This window comes from Stenotrophomonas sp. Ps181 (assembly GCF_025697425.1).
GTDB lineage: Bacteria > Pseudomonadota > Gammaproteobacteria > Xanthomonadales > Xanthomonadaceae > Stenotrophomonas > Stenotrophomonas sepilia.
In genome coordinates this window covers 73,100-92,043 of sequence record NZ_JAHWBI010000005.1, presented here as the reverse complement: position 1 = coordinate 92,043, position 18,944 = coordinate 73,100, and the positions used below count along the sequence as shown (strand labels likewise).

At 67.7% G+C, this 18,944-nt stretch carries 15 protein-coding genes; 11 read left to right on the top strand and 4 right to left on the bottom strand.

The features are described 5' to 3' along the window. Nucleotides 1-32 precede the first annotated feature (32 nt). Complete coding sequence (locus KXV01_RS13110) at nt 33-1,088, bottom strand: bifunctional nicotinamide-nucleotide adenylyltransferase/Nudix hydroxylase (RefSeq protein WP_263467882.1); 1,056 nt, start codon at nt 1,086-1,088, stop codon at nt 33-35. 188 nt (nt 1,089-1,276) lie between these two features. Between KXV01_RS13110 and KXV01_RS13105 the strand changes: the two genes are divergently transcribed. Together KXV01_RS13105 and KXV01_RS13100 are read left to right on the top strand one after the other, a co-directional pair. Next, on the top strand, nt 1,277-3,169 hold the full coding sequence (locus KXV01_RS13105; RefSeq protein WP_049415821.1) for a patatin-like phospholipase family protein: 1,893 nt from the start codon (nt 1,277-1,279) through the stop codon (nt 3,167-3,169). Between the two features lie 43 nt (nt 3,170-3,212). Then, on the top strand, nt 3,213-3,650 hold the full coding sequence (locus KXV01_RS13100) for a hypothetical protein (protein WP_263467849.1): 438 nt from the start codon (nt 3,213-3,215) through the stop codon (nt 3,648-3,650). A gap of 448 nt (nt 3,651-4,098) precedes the next feature. Here KXV01_RS13100 and KXV01_RS13095 read toward each other — a convergent pair whose 3' ends face one another. Continuing rightward, the gene (locus KXV01_RS13095; protein WP_049412618.1) at nt 4,099-5,466 is read right to left on the bottom strand and encodes a short-chain fatty acyl-CoA regulator family protein; all 1,368 of its coding nucleotides are present in this window, start codon (nt 5,464-5,466) and stop codon (nt 4,099-4,101) included. Nucleotides 5,467-5,581: 115 nt separating this feature from the next. Here KXV01_RS13095 and KXV01_RS13090 point away from each other — a divergent pair, with 115 nt between their 5' ends. Genes KXV01_RS13090 through mmsB form a run of 5 tightly spaced genes read left to right on the top strand, consistent with a single transcriptional unit; the run spans nt 5,582 to nt 11,121 of the window. After that, nucleotides 5,582-7,087, top strand: a complete 1,506-nt coding sequence (locus KXV01_RS13090) for a CoA-acylating methylmalonate-semialdehyde dehydrogenase (RefSeq protein ID WP_263467848.1) — start codon at nt 5,582-5,584, stop codon at nt 7,085-7,087. A gap of 14 nt (nt 7,088-7,101) precedes the next feature. Continuing rightward, complete coding sequence (locus KXV01_RS13085; RefSeq protein WP_134729691.1) at nt 7,102-8,268, top strand: acyl-CoA dehydrogenase family protein; 1,167 nt, start codon at nt 7,102-7,104, stop codon at nt 8,266-8,268. After that, the gene (locus KXV01_RS13080) at nt 8,265-9,062 is read left to right on the top strand and encodes an enoyl-CoA hydratase (RefSeq protein WP_263467847.1); all 798 of its coding nucleotides are present in this window, start codon (nt 8,265-8,267) and stop codon (nt 9,060-9,062) included. Before KXV01_RS13085 ends, KXV01_RS13080 begins: the two co-directional genes overlap by 4 nt. Then, on the top strand, nt 9,059-10,234 hold the full coding sequence (locus KXV01_RS13075; protein WP_164283779.1) for an enoyl-CoA hydratase/isomerase family protein: 1,176 nt from the start codon (nt 9,059-9,061) through the stop codon (nt 10,232-10,234). Before KXV01_RS13080 ends, KXV01_RS13075 begins: the two co-directional genes overlap by 4 nt. After that, nucleotides 10,231-11,121, top strand: a complete 891-nt coding sequence (gene mmsB, locus KXV01_RS13070; RefSeq protein WP_049449384.1) for a 3-hydroxyisobutyrate dehydrogenase — start codon at nt 10,231-10,233, stop codon at nt 11,119-11,121. Before KXV01_RS13075 ends, mmsB begins: the two co-directional genes overlap by 4 nt. A gap of 314 nt (nt 11,122-11,435) precedes the next feature. Here mmsB and KXV01_RS13065 read toward each other — a convergent pair whose 3' ends face one another. Continuing rightward, a complete protein-coding gene (locus tag KXV01_RS13065; protein WP_005411948.1) occupies nt 11,436-11,861 on the bottom strand; it encodes an organic hydroperoxide resistance protein in 426 nt (141 codons plus the stop codon). A 111-nt stretch (nt 11,862-11,972) separates the two neighbouring features. Next, nucleotides 11,973-12,953, bottom strand: coding sequence for a cation transporter (locus KXV01_RS13060; protein ID WP_164283781.1), 981 nt, complete (start codon nt 12,951-12,953; stop codon nt 11,973-11,975). 208 nt (nt 12,954-13,161) lie between these two features. On the opposite strand from KXV01_RS13060, the gene KXV01_RS13055 reads away from it, so the two are divergent. The 4 genes from KXV01_RS13055 (at nt 13,162) to dusA (ending at nt 18,898) form a co-directional block, all read left to right on the top strand. Continuing rightward, nucleotides 13,162-14,616 carry a SulP family inorganic anion transporter gene (locus KXV01_RS13055; protein ID WP_263467846.1) on the top strand — a complete coding sequence of 485 codons (1,455 nt, stop codon included), beginning with the start codon at nt 13,162-13,164 and terminating at the stop codon, nt 14,614-14,616. 155 nt (nt 14,617-14,771) lie between these two features. Beyond that, nucleotides 14,772-15,365, top strand: coding sequence for a lysozyme inhibitor LprI family protein (locus tag KXV01_RS13050; protein ID WP_049438556.1), 594 nt, complete (start codon nt 14,772-14,774; stop codon nt 15,363-15,365). Nucleotides 15,366-15,390: 25 nt separating this feature from the next. Next, on the top strand, nt 15,391-17,772 hold the full coding sequence (locus KXV01_RS13045) for a peptidoglycan-binding protein (RefSeq protein WP_263467845.1): 2,382 nt from the start codon (nt 15,391-15,393) through the stop codon (nt 17,770-17,772). A 94-nt stretch (nt 17,773-17,866) separates the two neighbouring features. After that, complete coding sequence (gene dusA / locus KXV01_RS13040; protein ID WP_164283785.1) at nt 17,867-18,898, top strand: tRNA dihydrouridine(20/20a) synthase DusA; 1,032 nt, start codon at nt 17,867-17,869, stop codon at nt 18,896-18,898. Nucleotides 18,899-18,944: the final 46 nt, after the last annotated feature.

Below are 18,944 nucleotides of genomic sequence, written 5' to 3'. Positions count from 1 at the left end.
CGGTCTATCCGCCGGCGGGGAGGCCGGGCCTGTCAGCCGCGGCCGAGGAAATACTCCAGGATGTGCAGGTGGTCTTCGAACAGCTGCGGGCCCATGTCCAACGCCTCACTCACCGGTATCCAGCGCGCCTTGTCGGCGTCGTCGCCACCGCGCACCGGCGGCAGTTCGCCGGCCGGGAATTCGAAGTGGAAACCGTGGGTGATGGTGCGGCCGCGCTGGCTGCGGTCGGGGTGGTCGAAGACCTGCTGGCCCTTCAGCGAACCCTTCAGCACCGGCAGCGGAATCTTCAGACGGGTTTCCTCGCGCAGTTCGCGCAGGCAACTGTCCAGCAGGCTCTGCTCCTGGCCGACGAAACCGCCGGGCAGCGCCCATAGCCCCTTGCCGGGTTCCGAACGGCGACGCACCAGCAGCACGTGGCCTGAATGCACCACCACCGCATCGGTGGTGACGAAGGTGGGCGCGTAGGGTGCATCCTTCCAGGCGGCCTTGTACTGTTCGATGAAGCGGTACTCGGCCACCAGCTTGGCATACGCAGGCGCGCTCTTGCGGAACGCTTCGAGCATGTCGAACACCGGCGCCGGCACATTGCCACGCAGCATCAGCAGCGCGCCGTGGAAGTCGACGTCGCCGGCCTCGAACAGGTAACGCCGCAGTTCGGTGGCCGACAGCGTGGCGGTGTGCTGCACGTCCACCAGCGGCCATTGCGGGAACTCCCGCAGGTAGTAGCTGGAGGCATCCTTGTCCATGCCGATCAGGCCCACCTTTGCATCGGCGGCGGCACCGTCGTTGCGCAGGGCGTCGGCCACCTGGCGCTGCACGTTGGCGATCCACTGTGCTTCGTTGTACAGGTGGTCACGCAGCGGGCGGATCAGCAGGCGGTCGGTGTGGCCATCGAGGGCGGCCTGGATCATCACGGCGCGTTCGGCCACGGTCCAGGGATTGCGGAGGCTGCGGGGAGTATCGGCAGAGCCGACCAGGAAGATCAGCTTGCGGGCCCGGCTCAGCGCCAGGCGGGCAACGGCGGCGTGGCCGTTGTGGAAGGGCTCGAATCGCCCGATGAAGACGAGATAGTCGAATTCCATGAGAATCCCTCATGTCGTTGTGGCAGCCGCGGGTCTGTCCCTTGGCTTGCTGCAGATGCTACGCCGATGGCGGGGCCGGTCAAGCCTGCAGGCCTGCCATCTGCTGAACGCCGCAGATTCCTGCCCGGACTGCGGTGGTGTTCTCAGGCCCTGAGAAGCCGCTGCGCCATACTGGCATCCACGCGGCGGACGGCATGCTCGGGGGCAAGACGGTGGCGGACAAGTACTGCGATCTGGTCATGAAAGGCGGCATCACCAGCGGCATCGTGTACCCCAATGCGGTACTGGCGCTGGCACGCGAGTACCGGTTCAAGAGCATTGGCGGCACCTCTGCCGGCGCCATCGCTGCGGCGGTGGCGGCTGCGGCGGCATGCGGTGATCGCCGCCAGCAGGCCGGCGAGCACCTGCCCGGTGATGCCGGTTATGGCGGGCTGTCGGCAGTGTCGGCGCAGTTGTCGCGGCGGGGGTTCATCTACAGCCTGTTCCAACCGGCGCGGGGCGCGCGCGCGGCCTATCGGCTGCTGGTGGTGCTGACCGGCAATGCCAGCTTGCCGCACAAGCTGCTGTGCCTGGCGGTGGCGGTATTCGAGATCGCGCCGCTGGAAGTGCTGGTGTCGCTGGCGCTGCTGCTCGGCCTGGGCTGGTGGGGCGGGGGCTGGAGCGGCGTGGCCGCGACGCTGCTGCCGTCGCTGCTGTGCGCCTACGGTGCAGGCGTGGCCGGAGCCGCGCTGCGGGTGGCGCGGGTGGCGCGGCGCAACCTGCTGGGCCTGTGCAGCGGCCTCGGCCGTGATGCACGCAAGCCGGCGTTGACCGAGTGGCTGCACGAGTGCCTGCAGCAGTTGTCCGGCAAGCCGCTGGATGCACCGCTGACCTTTGCCGACCTGCACGACGCGCCGCGCTATGCCGGCGAGCCGGACAGCCCGCATGCGATCAGCCTGCAGATGATCACCACCTGCGTGTCGCACAACGAGCCGCGCACACTGCCGCTGGGCGGCGCGCAGTTCTGGTTCCTGCGCGAGGAGTTCGAGCAGCTGTTTCCCGCCAGCGTGGTGCAGTGGCTGGTGACGCAAGCCGGTCCGCCGCTGGAGGTGGAAGGGCGCCGGTACTACCACTTGCCGCAGGGCCCGAAGCTGCCGGTGCTGGTGGCCACGCGCATGAGCCTGAGCTTCCCGCTGCTGATCAGCGCGGTGCCGCTGCATGAGCCCTCGCGCCGCGAACGCCGCTGCGAACCGACCGCGCCGGCAGCCGACCCGGAGCACAACGTGGCCGACAGCATGGAAGGGCTGACCAGCGCCGGGCAGACCTGCGGCCCTGTGATCACCGCGTTCCGCATCTGCTGGTTCTCCGATGGCGGCATCAGCAGCAACTTCCCGATCCATCTGTTTGATGCCGCGCTACCGCGCTGGCCGACCTTCGCCATCAACCTGGTCTACCCGCAGCATGCCGAAGACGTGGGTCGCGGCAGTGATGGCCGACAGGCGCTGGAACGTGCCGTGTTCCTGCCCACCGAAAACCGCCACGGTTGGCAACGGCATTACCAGTCCATTGCCACGCCGCTGGCCGCAGCCGAACTGGGGCGCTTCCTGTTCGCCGTCGTGGCGACCATGCAGAACTGGCGCGACCTGCTGCAGGCGCGCGCACCGGGTTATCGCGACCGCATCGTGCACGTGAGCCTGCAGGGCGACGAGGGTGGCATGAACCTGGACATGCCGCAGGAGGTGCTGACCCGCATCGCCGACAAGGGCAGCCTGGCGGGCGCGCGCTTCTGTTCGTTCTCGTTCGGGAACCACTACTGGATCCGCTGGCGCAACCTGGCCTCGGCCTACCAGCGCTACACACTGGAAGTGGCGCGTACCGACGACCCGGCGCAGCAGGTGCTGGCCTACCGCGCGGCGTACTCGATGGTTGCCCGTGGCGAGCCGGCACCGCCGTCGTACAAGCTGGGCTCGGAAGACAAGCGTCGCGGCTCGCAGCAGCTGTGGGCGCAGATGGTCGAGCAGGGCCGAACCTGGGAAGACCTGGGCCCGGACCTGACCGATGGCGCACCGCGCCCGCTGCCGCAGATGAAGGTGACGCCGATCTACTGATCGGCGCCGATACAATTGCGCGTCTCGCTGCAAGGAGTTTTGGATGTCTGCCCGTCAGGAACTGCTGGATCTGCTTGAACGCCTCGATATCCGCGACCCGGAGCACCTGCCGGTTGTGCCACTGGCCGCGTACTTCGAAGGGAACGATTTCGAAGAGTGCATTGCACCGAACCAGTGGGGCTACGGCCGCCCGCCGATTGCCGAGCTGTACGCACGCCTCGCTGCGATTGCCGAAAAGCCCGAAGTGGAAGGTGTCTACGTGGGGCTGCACCAGGACTGGGGCAGCGCACTGGACGACGACAGCGAATGGCCTGCCGCGGAGAACGTGCACGTGCTGACCAGTGCCGACGTCGAGACCGTGGAAGGCTGGCTGCAGGGTCTGGAGTGCGACGGCGTGGGCGAAGGCTGGCCGTACGGCCAACACATCGACGCACCCGTGCCCTCGGGAGGCCACCGCGTACTGACCGTGTTCTGGGACTAGAACGCGCCAACCAGGGTTGGCACCTAATGGGGTCAGAGCCCGTTGCGTGGCAACGGGATCTGACCCCGTGCCGTTCCAACAGCCGCGGAAACTGTCGAAGGTGGGGTGGGTCCGGTTGCAGGGGCGTGAGCCGCATGGGCCCGAGGCGTGCCTCGGGCGGGTTGGGCAGGACGCCCAACCCCGGTCTTGCCGTGTGCGCAGGACAGCGCACACGAGCAAGCGGCGACCGGGCTTACATGGGTGAGGGCGCTTTGCTTGCGAAGCACTGCTTCGCAAGCGCCCGAACGCACAGCCGCCAGCGGCTGGGCCGGGCCCCGGAGGGGTACTTGCAGCGTCCCCTGCAACCGGATCCACCCCGCCATCTCCCGGAATGCCCGCTTCTGCTTTTGAGGTTGCCGGCCAGCGGCCGGCACTACCGCAGGTGCAGGGCGCAGCCCTGCAAACCCCCCTACCTCCCCGGCAGCTGCGCGAACGCGCGCTGCATGCAGTCCTCGCGTGGGCACACCCGGCAACCCGGTCCGATCGATACCGAGTTGCCCGGGCTCTGCACATCCAGCCCCAGTGAATACACCAGTCGCTCGGCATGCTGCAGATCGCAGCCCAGCGCCACCGCGAAGGTCTTGCGGGGCTGGCCATGGCCGACCGGGCCACTGCTGACCTGCCGCGCCAGCCAGAAATGGCGGCGCCCGTCGGGCATGCGCGCGGTCTGGGTAAGGATGCGACCGGGCTGGTTGAACGCTTCGTAGACGATCCACAGCGGGCACGAACCGCCCACCTGCGAGAAGTGGAAATCGGTGGCCGAATGGCGCTTGGATACGTTGCCCGCGCGGTCCACGCGGATGAAGAAGAACGGCAGGCCGGGCGCACTGCGCCGTGCCAGCGTGCTCAGCCGGTGGCAGACCGCCTCGAAGCCGACGCCGAACTGGTGCGCCAGCAGTTCGATGTCGTAGCTGCTGGCCTCGGCCGCACGCAGGAAGCGCATGTAGGGCATGACCAGCGCGCCGGCGAAGTAGTTCGAAAGACCCACCCGCGCCTGCGCGATGCGTGCGTCATCGGTGAAGCCGGCACGCGCCACCACCGCATCGATCTGCGGCAGGTAGCCGTGCAGGGCCAGTTCGGCGGCCATCTGGAACGCCTGCTGGCCCGGTTCCAGATAATCGGGTAGCCACAACCGGCGCGTGCCGGCGTCGTACTGGCGCTTCTCGCGCCCGGCCTGCAGCGCGGCCACTTCCACCAGCACGCCGTGGCGGTCGGCCAGCAGCTGGCGCAGGCGTGGCGCCACATGCCCGGGCGACAGCCCCCACTCGGCGAACAGGCGTTCGGCCAGCTCGTCCAGTTCGGGAATGTGGTTGTGCATGCGGTTGAAGAACTCACGCACCTGGTCACCGGCGGGCAGGGTGCTGCCGGCGCCGGGCTCGCCCAGTTGGAACTCCAGCGCGGCGGCATGTTCGCGCAGTGCCAGATGGCGGCGATGCAGGTCCAGCAGCGCGCGGCTGACCTGCGGCAGGTTGCCCGCCAGGGCGCGCAGTTCGGTCGCGCTGACTTCGGCCAGGCCCAGGTCGCGCAGGGTCTCGCCCAGCGCTTCCTGCAGCGCGGCGGGTTCATCCTCGTCGAACAGTGCGGAAACGTCGCCCAATACCTCGCCCAGCTTCTTCTGCACCGCTGGTGTGAGTGGGCGCTTGTTGCGCTCGATCTGGTTCAGGTAGCTGGCCGACAGCCCCAGCGCACGCGCCAGGTCAACCTGGCTGTAGCCGCGCTGTTCGCGCAGCCGCAGCAGGCGCAGGCCGAGTTGCCGCTGGGGAGCTGAGAGATTCACAGAATTAACAGGAATCGTGGGGCGTGTTGGCCAGATTAAGCGGATTCAGCCCAGAAATCGAGACGGGTGCTGTGAATAATGCCAAGCATCTTTCGCACCCCGTGGGATTGTCGTCATGACTGTTGCAGCGCCCCGTATCCGCATGCTGATCGATGGCCAGTTCGTTGAATCGGCCACCTCCCACTGGCAGGACGTGATCAATCCGGCCACCCAGGACGTGCTGGCCAAGGTGCCGTTCGCCACCACCGGCGAAGTGGACGCCGCCGTCGCCGCCGCCAAGGAAGCCTTCAAGACCTGGCGCAAGACCCCGATCGGCACCCGCGCGCGCATCTTCCTGAAGTACCAGCAGCTGATCCGCGAGAACATGAGCGAGCTGGCCCACATCCTCACCGCCGAACAGGGCAAGACCCTGCCCGACGCCGAAGGCGATGTGTTCCGCGGCCTGGAAGTGGTCGAGCACGCCGCCGCCATCGGCAACCTGCAGCTGGGCGAGCTGGCCAACAACGTGGCCAATGGCGTGGATACCTACACGATCATGCAGCCGCTGGGCGTGTGCGCCGGCATCACCCCGTTCAATTTCCCGGCGATGATCCCGCTGTGGATGTTCCCGATGGCGATTGCAACGGGCAACACCTTCATCCTCAAGCCGTCCGAGCAGGACCCGATGGTCACCATGCGCCTGGTTGAACTGGCGCTGGAAGCCGGCATTCCGAAGGGCGTGCTGAACGTCGTCCACGGTGGCGAGGACGTGGTCAACGCGATCTGCGACCACCCGGACATCAAGGCCGTGTCGTTCGTCGGTTCCACCCGCGTCGGTACCCACGTCTACAACCGCGCCTCGCTGGCCGGCAAGCGCGTGCAGTGCATGATGGGCGCCAAGAACCACGCCGTGGTGCTGCCGGACGCCAACAAGGAACAGACCCTCAACGCGATGGTCGGCGCCGCCTTCGGTGCGGCCGGCCAGCGCTGCATGGCCGCCTCCACCCTGGTGCTGGTCGGTGAAGCGCGCAACTGGGTGCAGGATCTGGTTGAAAAGGCCAAGACCCTGAAGGTCAGTGCCGGCACCGTGGCCGGCACCGACGTCGGCCCGGTCATCTCCTGCAGCGCCCGCGAGCGCGTGGAAGGCCTGATCGCCTCAGGCGTGGAGCAGGGTGCCAAGCTGGTGCTGGATGGCCGCAAGCCGCAAGTGGATGGCTTCGAGAAGGGCAACTTCGTCGGCCCGACCATCTTTGCCGGTGTCACCACCGACATGCGCATCTACCAGGAAGAAATCTTCGGGCCGGTGCTGGTCATCCTCGAAGCGGAGACGCTGGAAGACGCCATCGCGATGGTCAACAGCAACCCGAACGGCAACGGCACCGCACTGTTCACCCAGTCCGGCGCTGCCGCGCGCAAGTTCCAGGAAGACATCGACGTCGGCCAGGTCGGCATCAACGTGCCGATCCCGGTGCCGGTGCCGCTGTTCTCGTTCACCGGTTCGCGCGCCTCCAAGCTGGGCGACCTGGGCCCGTACGGCAAGCAGGTGGTGCTGTTCTACACCCAGACCAAGACGGTCACCGCGCGCTGGTTCGATGACGAGACGCTGAGCCACGGCGTCAACACCACGATCAGCCTGAAGTAACGGCAGGAGCAGCCATGAGCCACTCGATGACGACGGAACTGGACGAAGCACAGCAGGCGTACCGCGAGGCTGCGCGCGACTTCGCACTGGCCGAACTGGCGCCGCACGCCGCGCGATGGGATGCGGAGGGCATCTTTCCGCGCGAGGCGATCGCCAAGGCCGGTGAGTTGGGCTTCTGCGGTCTGTACATGGACCCGGAAGTGGGCGGCAGCGGCTTGAGCCGGCTGGACGCCGCCGTCGTCATCGAGGAGCTCGCCAACGTCGATCCGTCGACGGCGGCGTACATCAGCATCCACAACATGGCCTCGTGGATGGTGTCCACGTGGGGCCAGCCGGCACTGCGCGATGCCTGGGGCAGCGACCTGTCCTCAGGCAGCAAGCTGGCCTCGTACTGCCTGACCGAGCCGGGCGCCGGTTCCGATGCGGCCTCGCTGAAGACCACCGCCGTGCGCGATGGCGACTTCTATGTGCTGAACGGCTCGAAGGCCTTCATCTCCGGCGCCGGGGCCACCGAGCTGCTGGTGGTGATGGCGCGCACCGGCGGTGCCGGTGCCGGTGGTGTCAGCGCCATTGCCGTGCCGTCGGACCTGCAGGGCATCAGCTTCGGCCGCAAGGAAGAGAAGATGGGCTGGAACAGCCAGCCCACCCGCGGCATCACCTTCGAAAACGTCCGCGTGCCGGTCAGCCACCTTCTGGGAGAGGAAGGCGGCGGCTTCAAACTGGCGATGAAGGGGCTCGACGGCGGCCGCATCAACATCGCCGCCTGTTCGCTGGGTGCCGCGCAAGGTGCGCTGGATGCCGCACGCCGTTACATGGGCGAGCGCCGCCAGTTCGGCAAGGCGCTGGCCGAATTCCAGGCGCTGCAGTTCAAGCTGGCCGACATGGTCACCCAGCTGGTGGCCGCGCGGCAGATGGTGCACACCGCCGCACGCAAGCTCGATGCCGGTGCCAGCGACGCCAACGTGTGGTGCGCGATGGCCAAGCGTTTCGCTACCGATGCCGGTTTCAACGTCTGCAACGAAGCGCTGCAGATCCACGGTGGCTACGGCTACATCCGTGAATACCCGATCGAACGCCTGCTGCGTGACTGCCGCGTGCACCAGATCCTGGAAGGCACCAACGAGATCATGCGGGTGATCGTTGCCCGTCACCTGCTCAACACCGAAGAGGAACTGCGATGAAGGATTGGCGTACCCAGGAGCACGTGGGCCTGAAGGTGGAGGTCGATGGCCACACCGCCGTGGTCACCCTGAACAACCCGCCGGCGCACACCTGGACCGTGCACAGCCTGTCGGCGCTGCGCGACCTGGTGGGCGCGCTCAACGCAGACCGCGACATCTACGCGTTGGTGATTACCGGTGACGGCGAGAAGTTCTTCTCCGCCGGTGCCGACCTCAACCAGTTCGCCTCCGGCGACAAGGCCGCTGCGCGCGAGGCCGCGCGCCGCTTCGGTGAAGCCTTCGAGGCGCTGTCCGATTTCCGTGGCGTGTCGATCGCCGCGATCAACGGCTACGCGATGGGCGGAGGCCTGGAATGCGCACTGGCCTGCGACCTGCGCATCATCGAAGAGCACGCCCAGGTCGCGCTGCCGGAGGCCACCGTCGGCCTGCTGCCGTGCGCCGGTGGCACCCAGAACCTGCCGCGCCTGGTCGGCGAGGGCTGGGCCAAGCGCATGATCCTGCTGGGTGAGCGCATCAACGCCGAGACCGCGCTGCGCATCGGCCTGGTCGAAGAAAAGGTCGGCAAGGGCGAAGCCAAGGCACTGGCGCTGGAATGGGCGAAAAAGGCCGGCAAGCAGAGCCCGACCAGCATCGCCGCCTGCAAGACCCTGGTACAGGCCACCCGCACCGGCACCCACGCCTCGGCGCTGGTGGCCGAGCGCGAAGCCTTCGTCGACCTGTTCGACACCGCTGACCAGGTCGAAGGCGTGACTGCCTTCCTGGAAAAGCGCGCCGCGCAGTGGAAGAACGCATGAGCACCGATACCGCTGCCGACGACGCACCGGTGCTGTTCGAGGAGCGCGTGGCCGGTAACGGCATGCGCATCGGCATCGCCACGCTCAACGCGCCGCGCACGCTCAATGGCTTCTCGCTGCCGATGGCACACCTGCTGCTGGCGCAGTTGAACGCCTGGGCCGACGACGACGGCATCGCCATGGTGGTGCTGCAGGGTGCCGGCGAAAAGGCGTTCTGCGCCGGCGGCGACCTGCACAGCCTGTACAAGGCCATGGTCGCCTTCCGTGAGGCCGGCCGCAGCGACATCCGCGAGAACGCCTATGCCGCCGAGTTCTTCGACGTCGAGTACCGCGTTGATTACCTCATCCACACCTATGCCAAGCCGATCCTGTGCTGGGGCCACGGCATCGTGATGGGCGGCGGTATCGGCCTGATGTCCGGCGCCAGCCATCGTGTGGTCAGCGAGCGCTCCAAGCTGGCCTTCCCGGAAATCACCGTCGGCCTGTTCCCTGATGTCGGTGGCAGCTGGCTGCTGCCGCGCGTGCCGGGCAAGGGTGGGCTGTTCCTGGCGCTGACCGGGGCGCTGCTCAACCCGGGCGATGCCATCTACGCTGGCCTGGCCGATGTACATGTGCCCGAAGAGCGCCGCAGTGCGGTGTTCGATGCGCTGCTGCAGGTGGCCTGGTCCAGTGACCCCGCACACAACCACGAACGCCTGACCCATCTGCTGCAGTCGCATGCCAGCGATGCCGCCACCGGTCCGCTGCTGGCCAACGCGGCGCAGGTCGATGCGTTGTGCGAAGGCGATGACCTTGAAGCCATTGTCGCGCGCATTGCCGGCCTGCAGACCGATGATGCGTGGTTGCAGGCGGCACAGAAAACCCTCGCCGCCGGTGCACCGGGGTCAGCACGGTTGTCGTACGAGCTGCAGCGCCGCAGTGCCGGCCAGGATCTGGCCGCGATCTACCGCCTGGAGTACATCGTCGCCCTGCATTGCGCCGCCCATGGTGATTTCGCCGAAGGCATCCGCGCGCTGCTGATCGACAAGGACCGCAATCCGCAGTGGAACCCGGCCACCCTGGCCGAGGCCACCTGCGCGTGGTCCGACACCTTCTTTGCTTCCCCCTGGGCCGATGCCGCGCATCCGCTGGCCGACCTGGGCACTCCCCTTGTTGAAAGGAGCCTTGCATGAGCCGCATTGCATTCATCGGGTTGGGCAACATGGGTGGCCCGATGGCCGCCAATCTGGTCAAGAACGGCCACAGCGTGCGCGTGTTCGATCTGGTCCCGGCCGCGGTGCAGGCCGCCGTCGATGCCGGTGCAAGCGCCGCCGCGTCGGCGCGCGACACCCTGGCCGATGCCGAAGTGGTGATCTCGATGCTGCCGGCCAGCCGCCACGTCGAAGGCGTGTACCTGGGCGACGACGGCATTCTTGCCGCAATCCCCGCCGGTGCACTGGTCATCGACTGCAGCACGATCGCACCGGCCAGTGCCCGCAAGGTCTCGGAAGCGGCCGCCGCGCGTGGCCTGCAGATGATCGACGCACCGGTCTCCGGAGGTACCGCCGGTGCCCAGGCCGGCACCCTGACCTTCATCGTCGGTGGCGAAGAGGACGCGCTGGAACGCGCCCGCCCGGTGCTGCAGGCAATGGGCAAGAACATCTTCCATGTCGGCGCCAGCGGTGCCGGCCAGGTCGCCAAGCTGTGCAACAACATGGCGCTGGGCGTGATCATGGCGGTGACCGGTGAAGCCATCGCACTGGGCGTGGCGCACGGGCTGGACCCGAAGGTGCTGTCGCAGATGATGGCCGTCAGCACCGGCCGCAGCTGGGCCACCGAAGTGTGCAACCCGTGGCCGGGCGTGCTGGAAAACGCTCCGGCCTCGCGCGGCTACAGCGGTGGCTTCGGCAGCGATCTGATGCTGAAGGACATGGGCCTGGCGGTGGAAGCGGCAATGAGCGTCGGCGCCTCGATCCCACTGGGCGAAGTGGCGCGCAACCTGTACTCGATGAACCACCAAGCCGGCCGCGGCAAGCTGGATTTTTCCAGTGTGGTGCAGCTCATCACGAGCGAGAAGTAAGGCTTGGATATGTAGAGCCGAGCCCGTGCTCGGCTGCTTTTTCGCCGGATGTTCCCGCGCCGGACGGATCAGCCGAGCAGGGGCTCGGCTCTACAGAAGCGAATGCGTCCCCGGCTGCGCGCCGGGGCCCACCCGAGGTGGGATGGGCGGATGTTCGGTTTCGACCGGCATCCGCCCATTTTTTGGGGGTCGGATCCCCGGGGTCGGATCCCTTTCGCAACGCGAAAGGGATCTGACCCCATATAGCCGCGCGGGGCCTGGGATGGGGTCAGAGCCCTTTGCCGGTGGCAAAGGGATCCGACCCCGGCGTTGCATCAGGCCACGACCAGCGTCACGTCGATGTTGCCGCGGGTGGCGTTGGAGTACGGGCACACGATGTGTGCCTTCTGCACCAGTTCTTCCACCTGCTCGCGCGGCACCCCCGGCACGTTGATGGTCAGCTCGGCCTCAATGCCGAAACCGGTCGGGATCTGGCCGATGCCGACCTTGCCGGTGACGGTGGTGTCGGCCGGCAGCGCGACCTTGGCCTGGCCGGCCACGAACTTCAGTGCGCCCAGGAAGCAGGCCGAGTAGCCGGCGGCGAACAGTTGTTCCGGGTTGGTGCCTGGGCCGCCGGCGCCGCCCAGCTCGCGCGGGGTCGACAGCTGGATGTCCAGCACGTTGTCGGAGGAGACGGAACGGCCTTCGCGGCCGCCGGTGGAGGTGGCCTGGGCGGTGTACAGAACCTTTTCGATGGACATCGGGATGCTCCTGGTCAGTGGGTGGGTGTTGCGTTGGAGCCTACTTTGCCCGCTTTCCGCGTACGTTGGGTTGCAACGCGTACGAAAAACTTGATCGATCGTCCTGCCGGCCTAGATCGTCCACTCGCGGTCGGTGGTGAACATGATGGTCAGCCAGCGGTCCGGCGAAGCCTCGCCCAGCGCTTCGCCGATCTCGTCGCGCAGCCGGTCCCATTCCACCAAGGGCCGCGGCGGGTCGTCTTCCGGCACCACGAAGAACAACTCGATCTGCTCGCCACGCCCCACCTGCGCCACGTAGCTGCGGTGCTCGACGAAGCCATGCTTGGCCACGATCGCGCGTGCCACCGCGTCCACGTGCGCCTGCAGTTCCGGCGGAGTGACCAGCAGGATGCCGGCCAGCGCCCGGCGCACGGTACCGAGCGGGGCGATCATCACCAGCACGCAGACGAAGGCAAGGATGGCCGGGTCGATGTACGGCCCGACCCAGGCCAGCGAGGTGCCCTGCACCAGCACGCCGCCGAGGAAGGCCAGCAGATAGCAGGCCGACATGCTGGCGGCGATCACCCAGTTCTTCGCGTCCAGCGCGATGAACTCCGAACCGATGCGGCGGTTGGCGCGCAGGATGAACCCGGCCAGCGCACCTTCGCCGACGATGGACAGCCCGGCGAAGGCGATGGCCGGGCCCAGCGCGATGTGGCGGCCGCCGGACATCAGCGCGTCGACCGCATTGACCAGCGCATACAGCGCCGCACCGATCATCAGCGTGCCGCTCACCCCCAGTACGATCGGCTCCAGGTGCCAGAAGCCCATGGTGAAGCGCTGGTTGAGCCGCGACTGCAGCGCGTCGGTGCTGGTTGAAAGCGCGATCAGCCGCGCGACCAGCAGCGACAGCCAGGTCATCACCACGTCGATCAGGCCGTAGATGCCGTCGAAGATGATCAGCGAGGAATTGGCCAGCAGGCCGAACACCACCGCTGCCGCAGCCAGCAGCAGTGAGGCGGCGATCGACAGGCGCAGCACGCCCTGTTCGGTGGTGGGATCGAAGAACTGTGGGCGGTGAGTGGCCATGCCCCGATTGTAGAGTGGAGCCATGCTCCGCTGCCGTTGCGGCCTGCCGACGCTGTCCCTGGGCAGCCCTGTGCCGTAGACTGCGTCCCTCCCACGTACCGATTCCCGCCTGCAGTGATCACGCCACCCTGACCCTTGCCGCACCTCGGCAGCCGGCCCGCCCGGCTCAGGATCCCGTGTCTTTCCACTGCAGCGCCTCGCGGCCACGCCCGCGTGCGCGCGGAGTTTTTCCATGCAAACGTCCTACCCCCTGCGCCAGCAATGGCTCGGCAACATCCGTGGTGATCTGCTGTCCGGCATGGTCGTCGCCCTGGCCCTGATTCCCGAGGCCATCGCCTTCTCGCTCATCGCCGGCGTCGACCCCAAGGTCGGCCTGTACGCCGCGTTTTCCATCGCGGTGGTCACCGCCATCGCTGGCGGCCGGCCGGGCATGATCTCCGCCGCCACCGGTGCAATGGCGCTGGTGATGGTCGACCTGGTCAAGGACCATGGCCTGCATTACCTGTTCGCCGCCAGCATCCTGGCCGGCCTGCTGCAGGTGCTGGCCGGTGTGTTCAAGCTTGGGTCGCTGATGCGATTCGTCTCGCGCTCGGTCATCACCGGCTTCGTCAACGCGTTGGCGATCCTGATCTTCCTGGCGCAGATGCCGGAACTGATCGGCCGCGGCCCCACCGTCTACGTGCTGTGTGCCGCCGCACTGGCGATCATCTACCTGCTGCCGCGCCTCACCCGCGCTGTGCCTTCGCCGCTGGTGGCAATCGTCGTGCTCACCGCCGTAGTGATCGGCTTTGGCGTGGACGTGCGCAGTGTTGGCGACATGGGCCAGCTGCCGGACAGCCTGCCGCAGTTCCTCATCCCCGATGTACCGCTCAGCTGGGAAACGCTGCGCATCCTGCTGCCGGTGTCGGCCACGCTGGCCGTGGTCGGCCTGCTCGAATCGATGATGACCCTGCAGATCGTCGAGGACATCACCGAGACGCCCAGCGAGCGCAACCGCGAATGCGTCGGCCAGGGCGTGGCCAACGCGGTCACCGGTTTCCTCGGCGGCATGGCCGGCTGCGCGATGATCGGCCAGTCGGTCATCAACGTGACGTCTGGTGGCCGCGGCCGCCTGTCCTGCCTGGTGGCCGGCGTGCTGCTGCTGGTGCTGGTGGTGTACGGCAGCGACCTGGTGCGGCAGATCCCGATGGCTGCGCTGGTGGCGGTGATGATCATGGTCAGCATCGGCACTTTCAGCTGGCGCTCGCTGCGCGACCTGCGCACGCATCCGCGCAGTTCCTCGGCCGTGATGTTGCTGACCGTGGTGGTCACCGTGGCCACCCACGACCTGGCCAAGGGCGTGCTCAGTGGCGTGCTGCTGTCGGCGCTGTTCTTCGCCCGCAAGGTCGGCCGCATGCTGGAGGTGCAGTGCGAGGATGCCCGAGACACGCAGGTCTACCGCGTACGTGGCCAGGTGTTCTTCGCTTCCGCCGGCCAGCTGGGCGCGGCGTTTGACTACCAGCACGTAGCACCGAAGGTGCAGATTGACCTGCGCGATGCCCATCTGTGGGATCTGACCGCCGTGGCCGCGCTGGAACGTGCGCAGGAAAAACTGGCCGCGCATGGCGCCGATGTAACGGTGGTGGGGCTCAATGCCGCCAGCCGGACGCTGATCGAGCAGGTGGGTGGGCGCGCGGGTGGGCTTTGAGGCTTGCGCATCCTGCTTCTGCGACGACGTGCACGCATTCTGAATCCAGTCAGGCATCTGAAATCCACGCTCGCGTAGCATGCGTTTCCTGATGGGGCCGATGGACGGCACCGCGTTGACGGGCCACGGGCCTGAATGCCAAGGAGATGCACGCAATGCAGGGAACGAACCACCTTCCAGCGGCCCCCCGGGAGACGATCGGCAAGGCCGGTGCCATCGCGCTTGCGCTGGCCTTTGGCCTCAGCCTGGCGGCATGCCAGGCCAAGAGCCCTGAGGCGGATACGGCAGTTGCCCCCGTGGCCGCCGCGCCGGCCACTGCATCGCCGCCGGCCACTGCAGCGCCTGCACGTGCCGCACCTGCCACGACAGCGGCCGATGCCGATGACCAGGACATGCCGCCGCAGCGCCCGGATGATTCCTACAACAAGGCCACGTTGCGGCCGCAGTACGCCACGTGCGTGCAGTCCAGCGGCGGCGAGACACCGGCACTGCAGGCGTGCGGCGATGAGGAGCTTGCCTGGCAGGAGCAGCGACTCGAGCAGGCCTTCATGAAGATCGTCGACGGCCCCGATGGCAAGGACAAGGACAGGCTGATGGACGAGCAGGCCGCCTACATGTCCGATACCAATCGCTACTGCCGCTGGAACCCTGCCGAAGACGGGCAGGGGCAGATGCTGGACGCGCAGTCCTGCCGGATCAATCGCACCGCCAACCGTGCCGACGTGCTGCAGGCACTGACCTCGAAGTAGTTCCCCCGCAAAGGAGTGCAGGAAAATGGATGTTGTGACCCAGGCAAAGCAGGCAATGGACAACTGGCATCGCGGCCAGACGTCGGCGCATTTCGAAACCGGAGGTCGCGGCCCCGGCCACGTGTCCACCGGCAGGGGCGACCACGGCGGCGTGTCGTATGGCAGTTACCAGTACGCCACCAGCGTTGGCGGCGTGGATGAGTACGTCGCCGCCTCGCGCTATGGCAACCGCTTCAACGGCCTGCAGGCAGGAACCCCGGCCTTCACCGAACGCTGGAAGGAAGTGGCGGCCGCCGATCCGGCAGGGTTTGCCAGGGACCAGCACGACTTCATCCAACGCAAGTACTACGACGTGCAGATGGGCCGCCTGAAGGATGTGGGCATCGATCTCTCCGGCCGTGGTGCGGCCGTGCAGGACGCGCTGTGGAGCACCTCGGTGCAGTACCGCGGCATGACACGTTCGGTGTTCCAGAAGGGTCTTCAGCAAGCCTACGGCGAAGACTTCAAGCTGGCTGAGCTGAGTGACGAGCAGATTGTCCGCGCGGTGCAGGACTACAAGCACGCCAACGTGCAGTCGCACTTCCAGAGCTCGCCCACCCTGTGGGATTCGCTGCGTGATCGTGCGCTCACCGAGAAGACCGCGCTGGTCGGGCTGGCGCGCTACGACCAGATCAACCGCAACCCCGAGGCTTACCGGGGCAAGGATTACCAGCAGGCGTTCGGTGAGCCTGAGCCGGGCCAGCGCGGGCAGCGCGCGGCCGCATCGGCGATGGCCGACGGCGTGCTGGCACCCGGCGAGCGCGGTACCGAAGTCCAGGCCCTGCAGGCCAAGCTGATCCAGGCCGGCCATACCGGCCGCAACGGGCAGCCGCTGACGGCCGACAGCCACTACGGTGCCAATACCGAGCATGCGGTGCGCGCGTTCCAGCAAGCGCATGGGCTGACCGTTGATGGCAAGGCCGGCCGGCAGACCCTGCAGGCCCTGGATACGGCGGTACGCGAGCACACGCCGGCGCAGCCTGTGGCACCGGCCACTCCTGCGGCGGCACCCGCACCCGCGACCGCGCGGGAACCCGCCGCCGCCGCCGCACCCGGCGGCCAGCGCATCGTCGTGGTCGAACCCTTTGGCAATGGCAGCAGCAACCGCACACTGCGTCATGGCACCAGTGGCGAGGATGCCTATCGCGAACTGAAGATCCATCACCCCAACACCAACGCCGAGGCCGTACGCACCGGCAATGCCGCCAAGGCTGACCGGCCGTCGGCCATGGTCGAGGGCGAGCTGGAAACGGTGCGGACCCGTGGTGATCGCAACGGCATTCCGCTGGTGCACAAGGATCTGATCCTGAGTACTTCGCGCGGCGACCGGGAAGTGATGATTCCCAATCCGGTCGCGGGCTACGTGCAGGTCAACAACGACAAGTGGAACTCCATCAGCATCTGGAGCCATCCGGCCGGGCATCCGCAGCGTGAACTGGTCGGGCAGGTGCTGCACGGTGCGCGTGGAACCACCCCTTACAAGACCGGTGATTTCGTCGAGTACGGTGCGCCGTTGATCCGCCAGTCCGATGCCGGTACCCCGGGTGCCGTGCATGCACATATCGAGCTCGAGCCCGATCAGTACCGCAGGTTCCTGGGTGACATGCTCAACGACCGCATCACCCTGGGCGGCAAGGTCCATGCGCAGGGCCCCGAGGCCGCGCAGGCCGCACGCAGTGCACAGCAGGCGCCGATGGCCGATGGCGTGCTGAAGCAGGGCGAGCGCGGCGATGAGGTCAAGGCCCTGCAGGGCAAGCTGGCGGCGCTGGGCTACGCCGGGGCCGACGGCAAGCCGCTGCACCCCGATGGCGTGTATGGCAAGGACACGCTCGCAGCGGTCAAGCAGTTCCAGGCCAACAATGGCCTGGACGACGATGGCAAGGCCGGCCGCAAGACCCTGGCGCAGGTCGATGCCCCCAACGTGGTGAAGGCCGGTACCGCACCGGCCCGGGCCGAACCTGCAGCGCCGGCCAGCATGCGTGACGCCGGGCACGCCGACAACGCGCGCTTCGATCAGGCGCTGGGCAAGCTGCAGGCGCTGGAGCAGCAGCGTGCCCAGGCCGGGCTGAAGCCCCTGTTCAACAACCCGCAGGAGGTTGAGCGGGCGGCCGGCCAGCTGGCGTACGAAAGCAAGGTGTCCGGCATGCGCCAGATCGACCATGTCGTGGCCCGCCCCGACGGCACCGGTCTGTTCGCAGTGCAGGGCGAGTTGGGTGACCCGGCAGCGCAGCGGACCTTCGTCGACCGCCAGCAGGCGGTATCGCATTCGGTTGAGGCCAGCAGCCGGCAGAGTGAAGCGCTGGACAGCCAGTTCAACCCGCGTGCGCAGGAGCAGCAGCAGGAACAGGTGCGCCACCGCGGGTTGTAAGCCACGCGGCGTCCCCGGCGCCGGGCGAGCGGCCAGTCCCGGCGCCACCCGCCGCCGTTCAGCCACCCGGTGTAAACTGTTGATCTCACTGGCAATGCCAGTCTCCCCGATCAACACCCCGATGACGTCCGCGACCGCCCGTTACGCCGATTCCCTGCGCCTGTCCGTGGCCCCGATGATGGACTGGACCGATCGCCATTGCCGCGTGTTCCATCGCGTGCTGGCACCGGGTGTGCGCCTGTACACGGAAATGGTGCACGCCAATGCGGTCATCCACGGCGATCGCGAGCGCCTGCTCGGCTTCGACCGCAGCGAGCAGCCGCTGGCGCTGCAGCTGGGTGGCAGCGACCCGGCGCTGCTGGCGCAGGCTGCGCGCATCGCGGCGGAGTGGGGCTACGACGAGGTCAACCTCAACTGCGGCTGCCCCTCCGACCGCGTGCAGGCCGGGCGTTTCGGCGCCTGCCTGATGCGCGAGCCGGTGCTGGTGGCCGACTGCGTGGCGGCGATGGTCGACGCGGTCGAGATCCCGGTGACGGTGAAGTGCCGCCTGGGCGTGGACGAGGACAACGACTACGACGTGTTCGCCGCCTTCGTCGACCGCCAGGTCGCCGCCGGTGCCGCAATGGTGGTGGTGCATGCGCGCAACGCGTGGCTGAAGGGCCTGTCGCCGAAGGAGAACCGCGAGGTTCCGCCGCTGAAGTACGACTGGGCCTACCGTCTGAAGCAGGAGCGCCCGGCGTTGCCGGTGGTGCTCAACGGCGGCCTGGCCAGCATCGAGGCGGTGCAGGCGCAGGCCGCGCATGTCGATGGCGTGATGCTGGGCCGCGCGGCCTACCACGACCCCTACCTGCTGCATCAGCTGGAGGCGCTGCAGACCGGCGCCCCGTTGCAGGCGCGCAGTGACCTGCTGCGCACGCTGCGTCCCTACGTGGAAGCGCGCCTGGGCGAAGGCCTGGCACTGAAGCACATCACCCGCCACCTGCTCGGCCTGTTCCACGGCCAGCCCGGTGGCCGCGCGTTCCGCCAGGTGCTGAGCGAAGGCGCGCACCGCCCGGGCGCCGACTGGAGCCTGGTCGAGCAGGCGCTGTCGGTCACCGAGCGCGAAGCCGATCGTGCCGCAGCGTGACCGCAGTCACATTCCTGACTTGACAAGGGACGGCGATTCGTCCCGA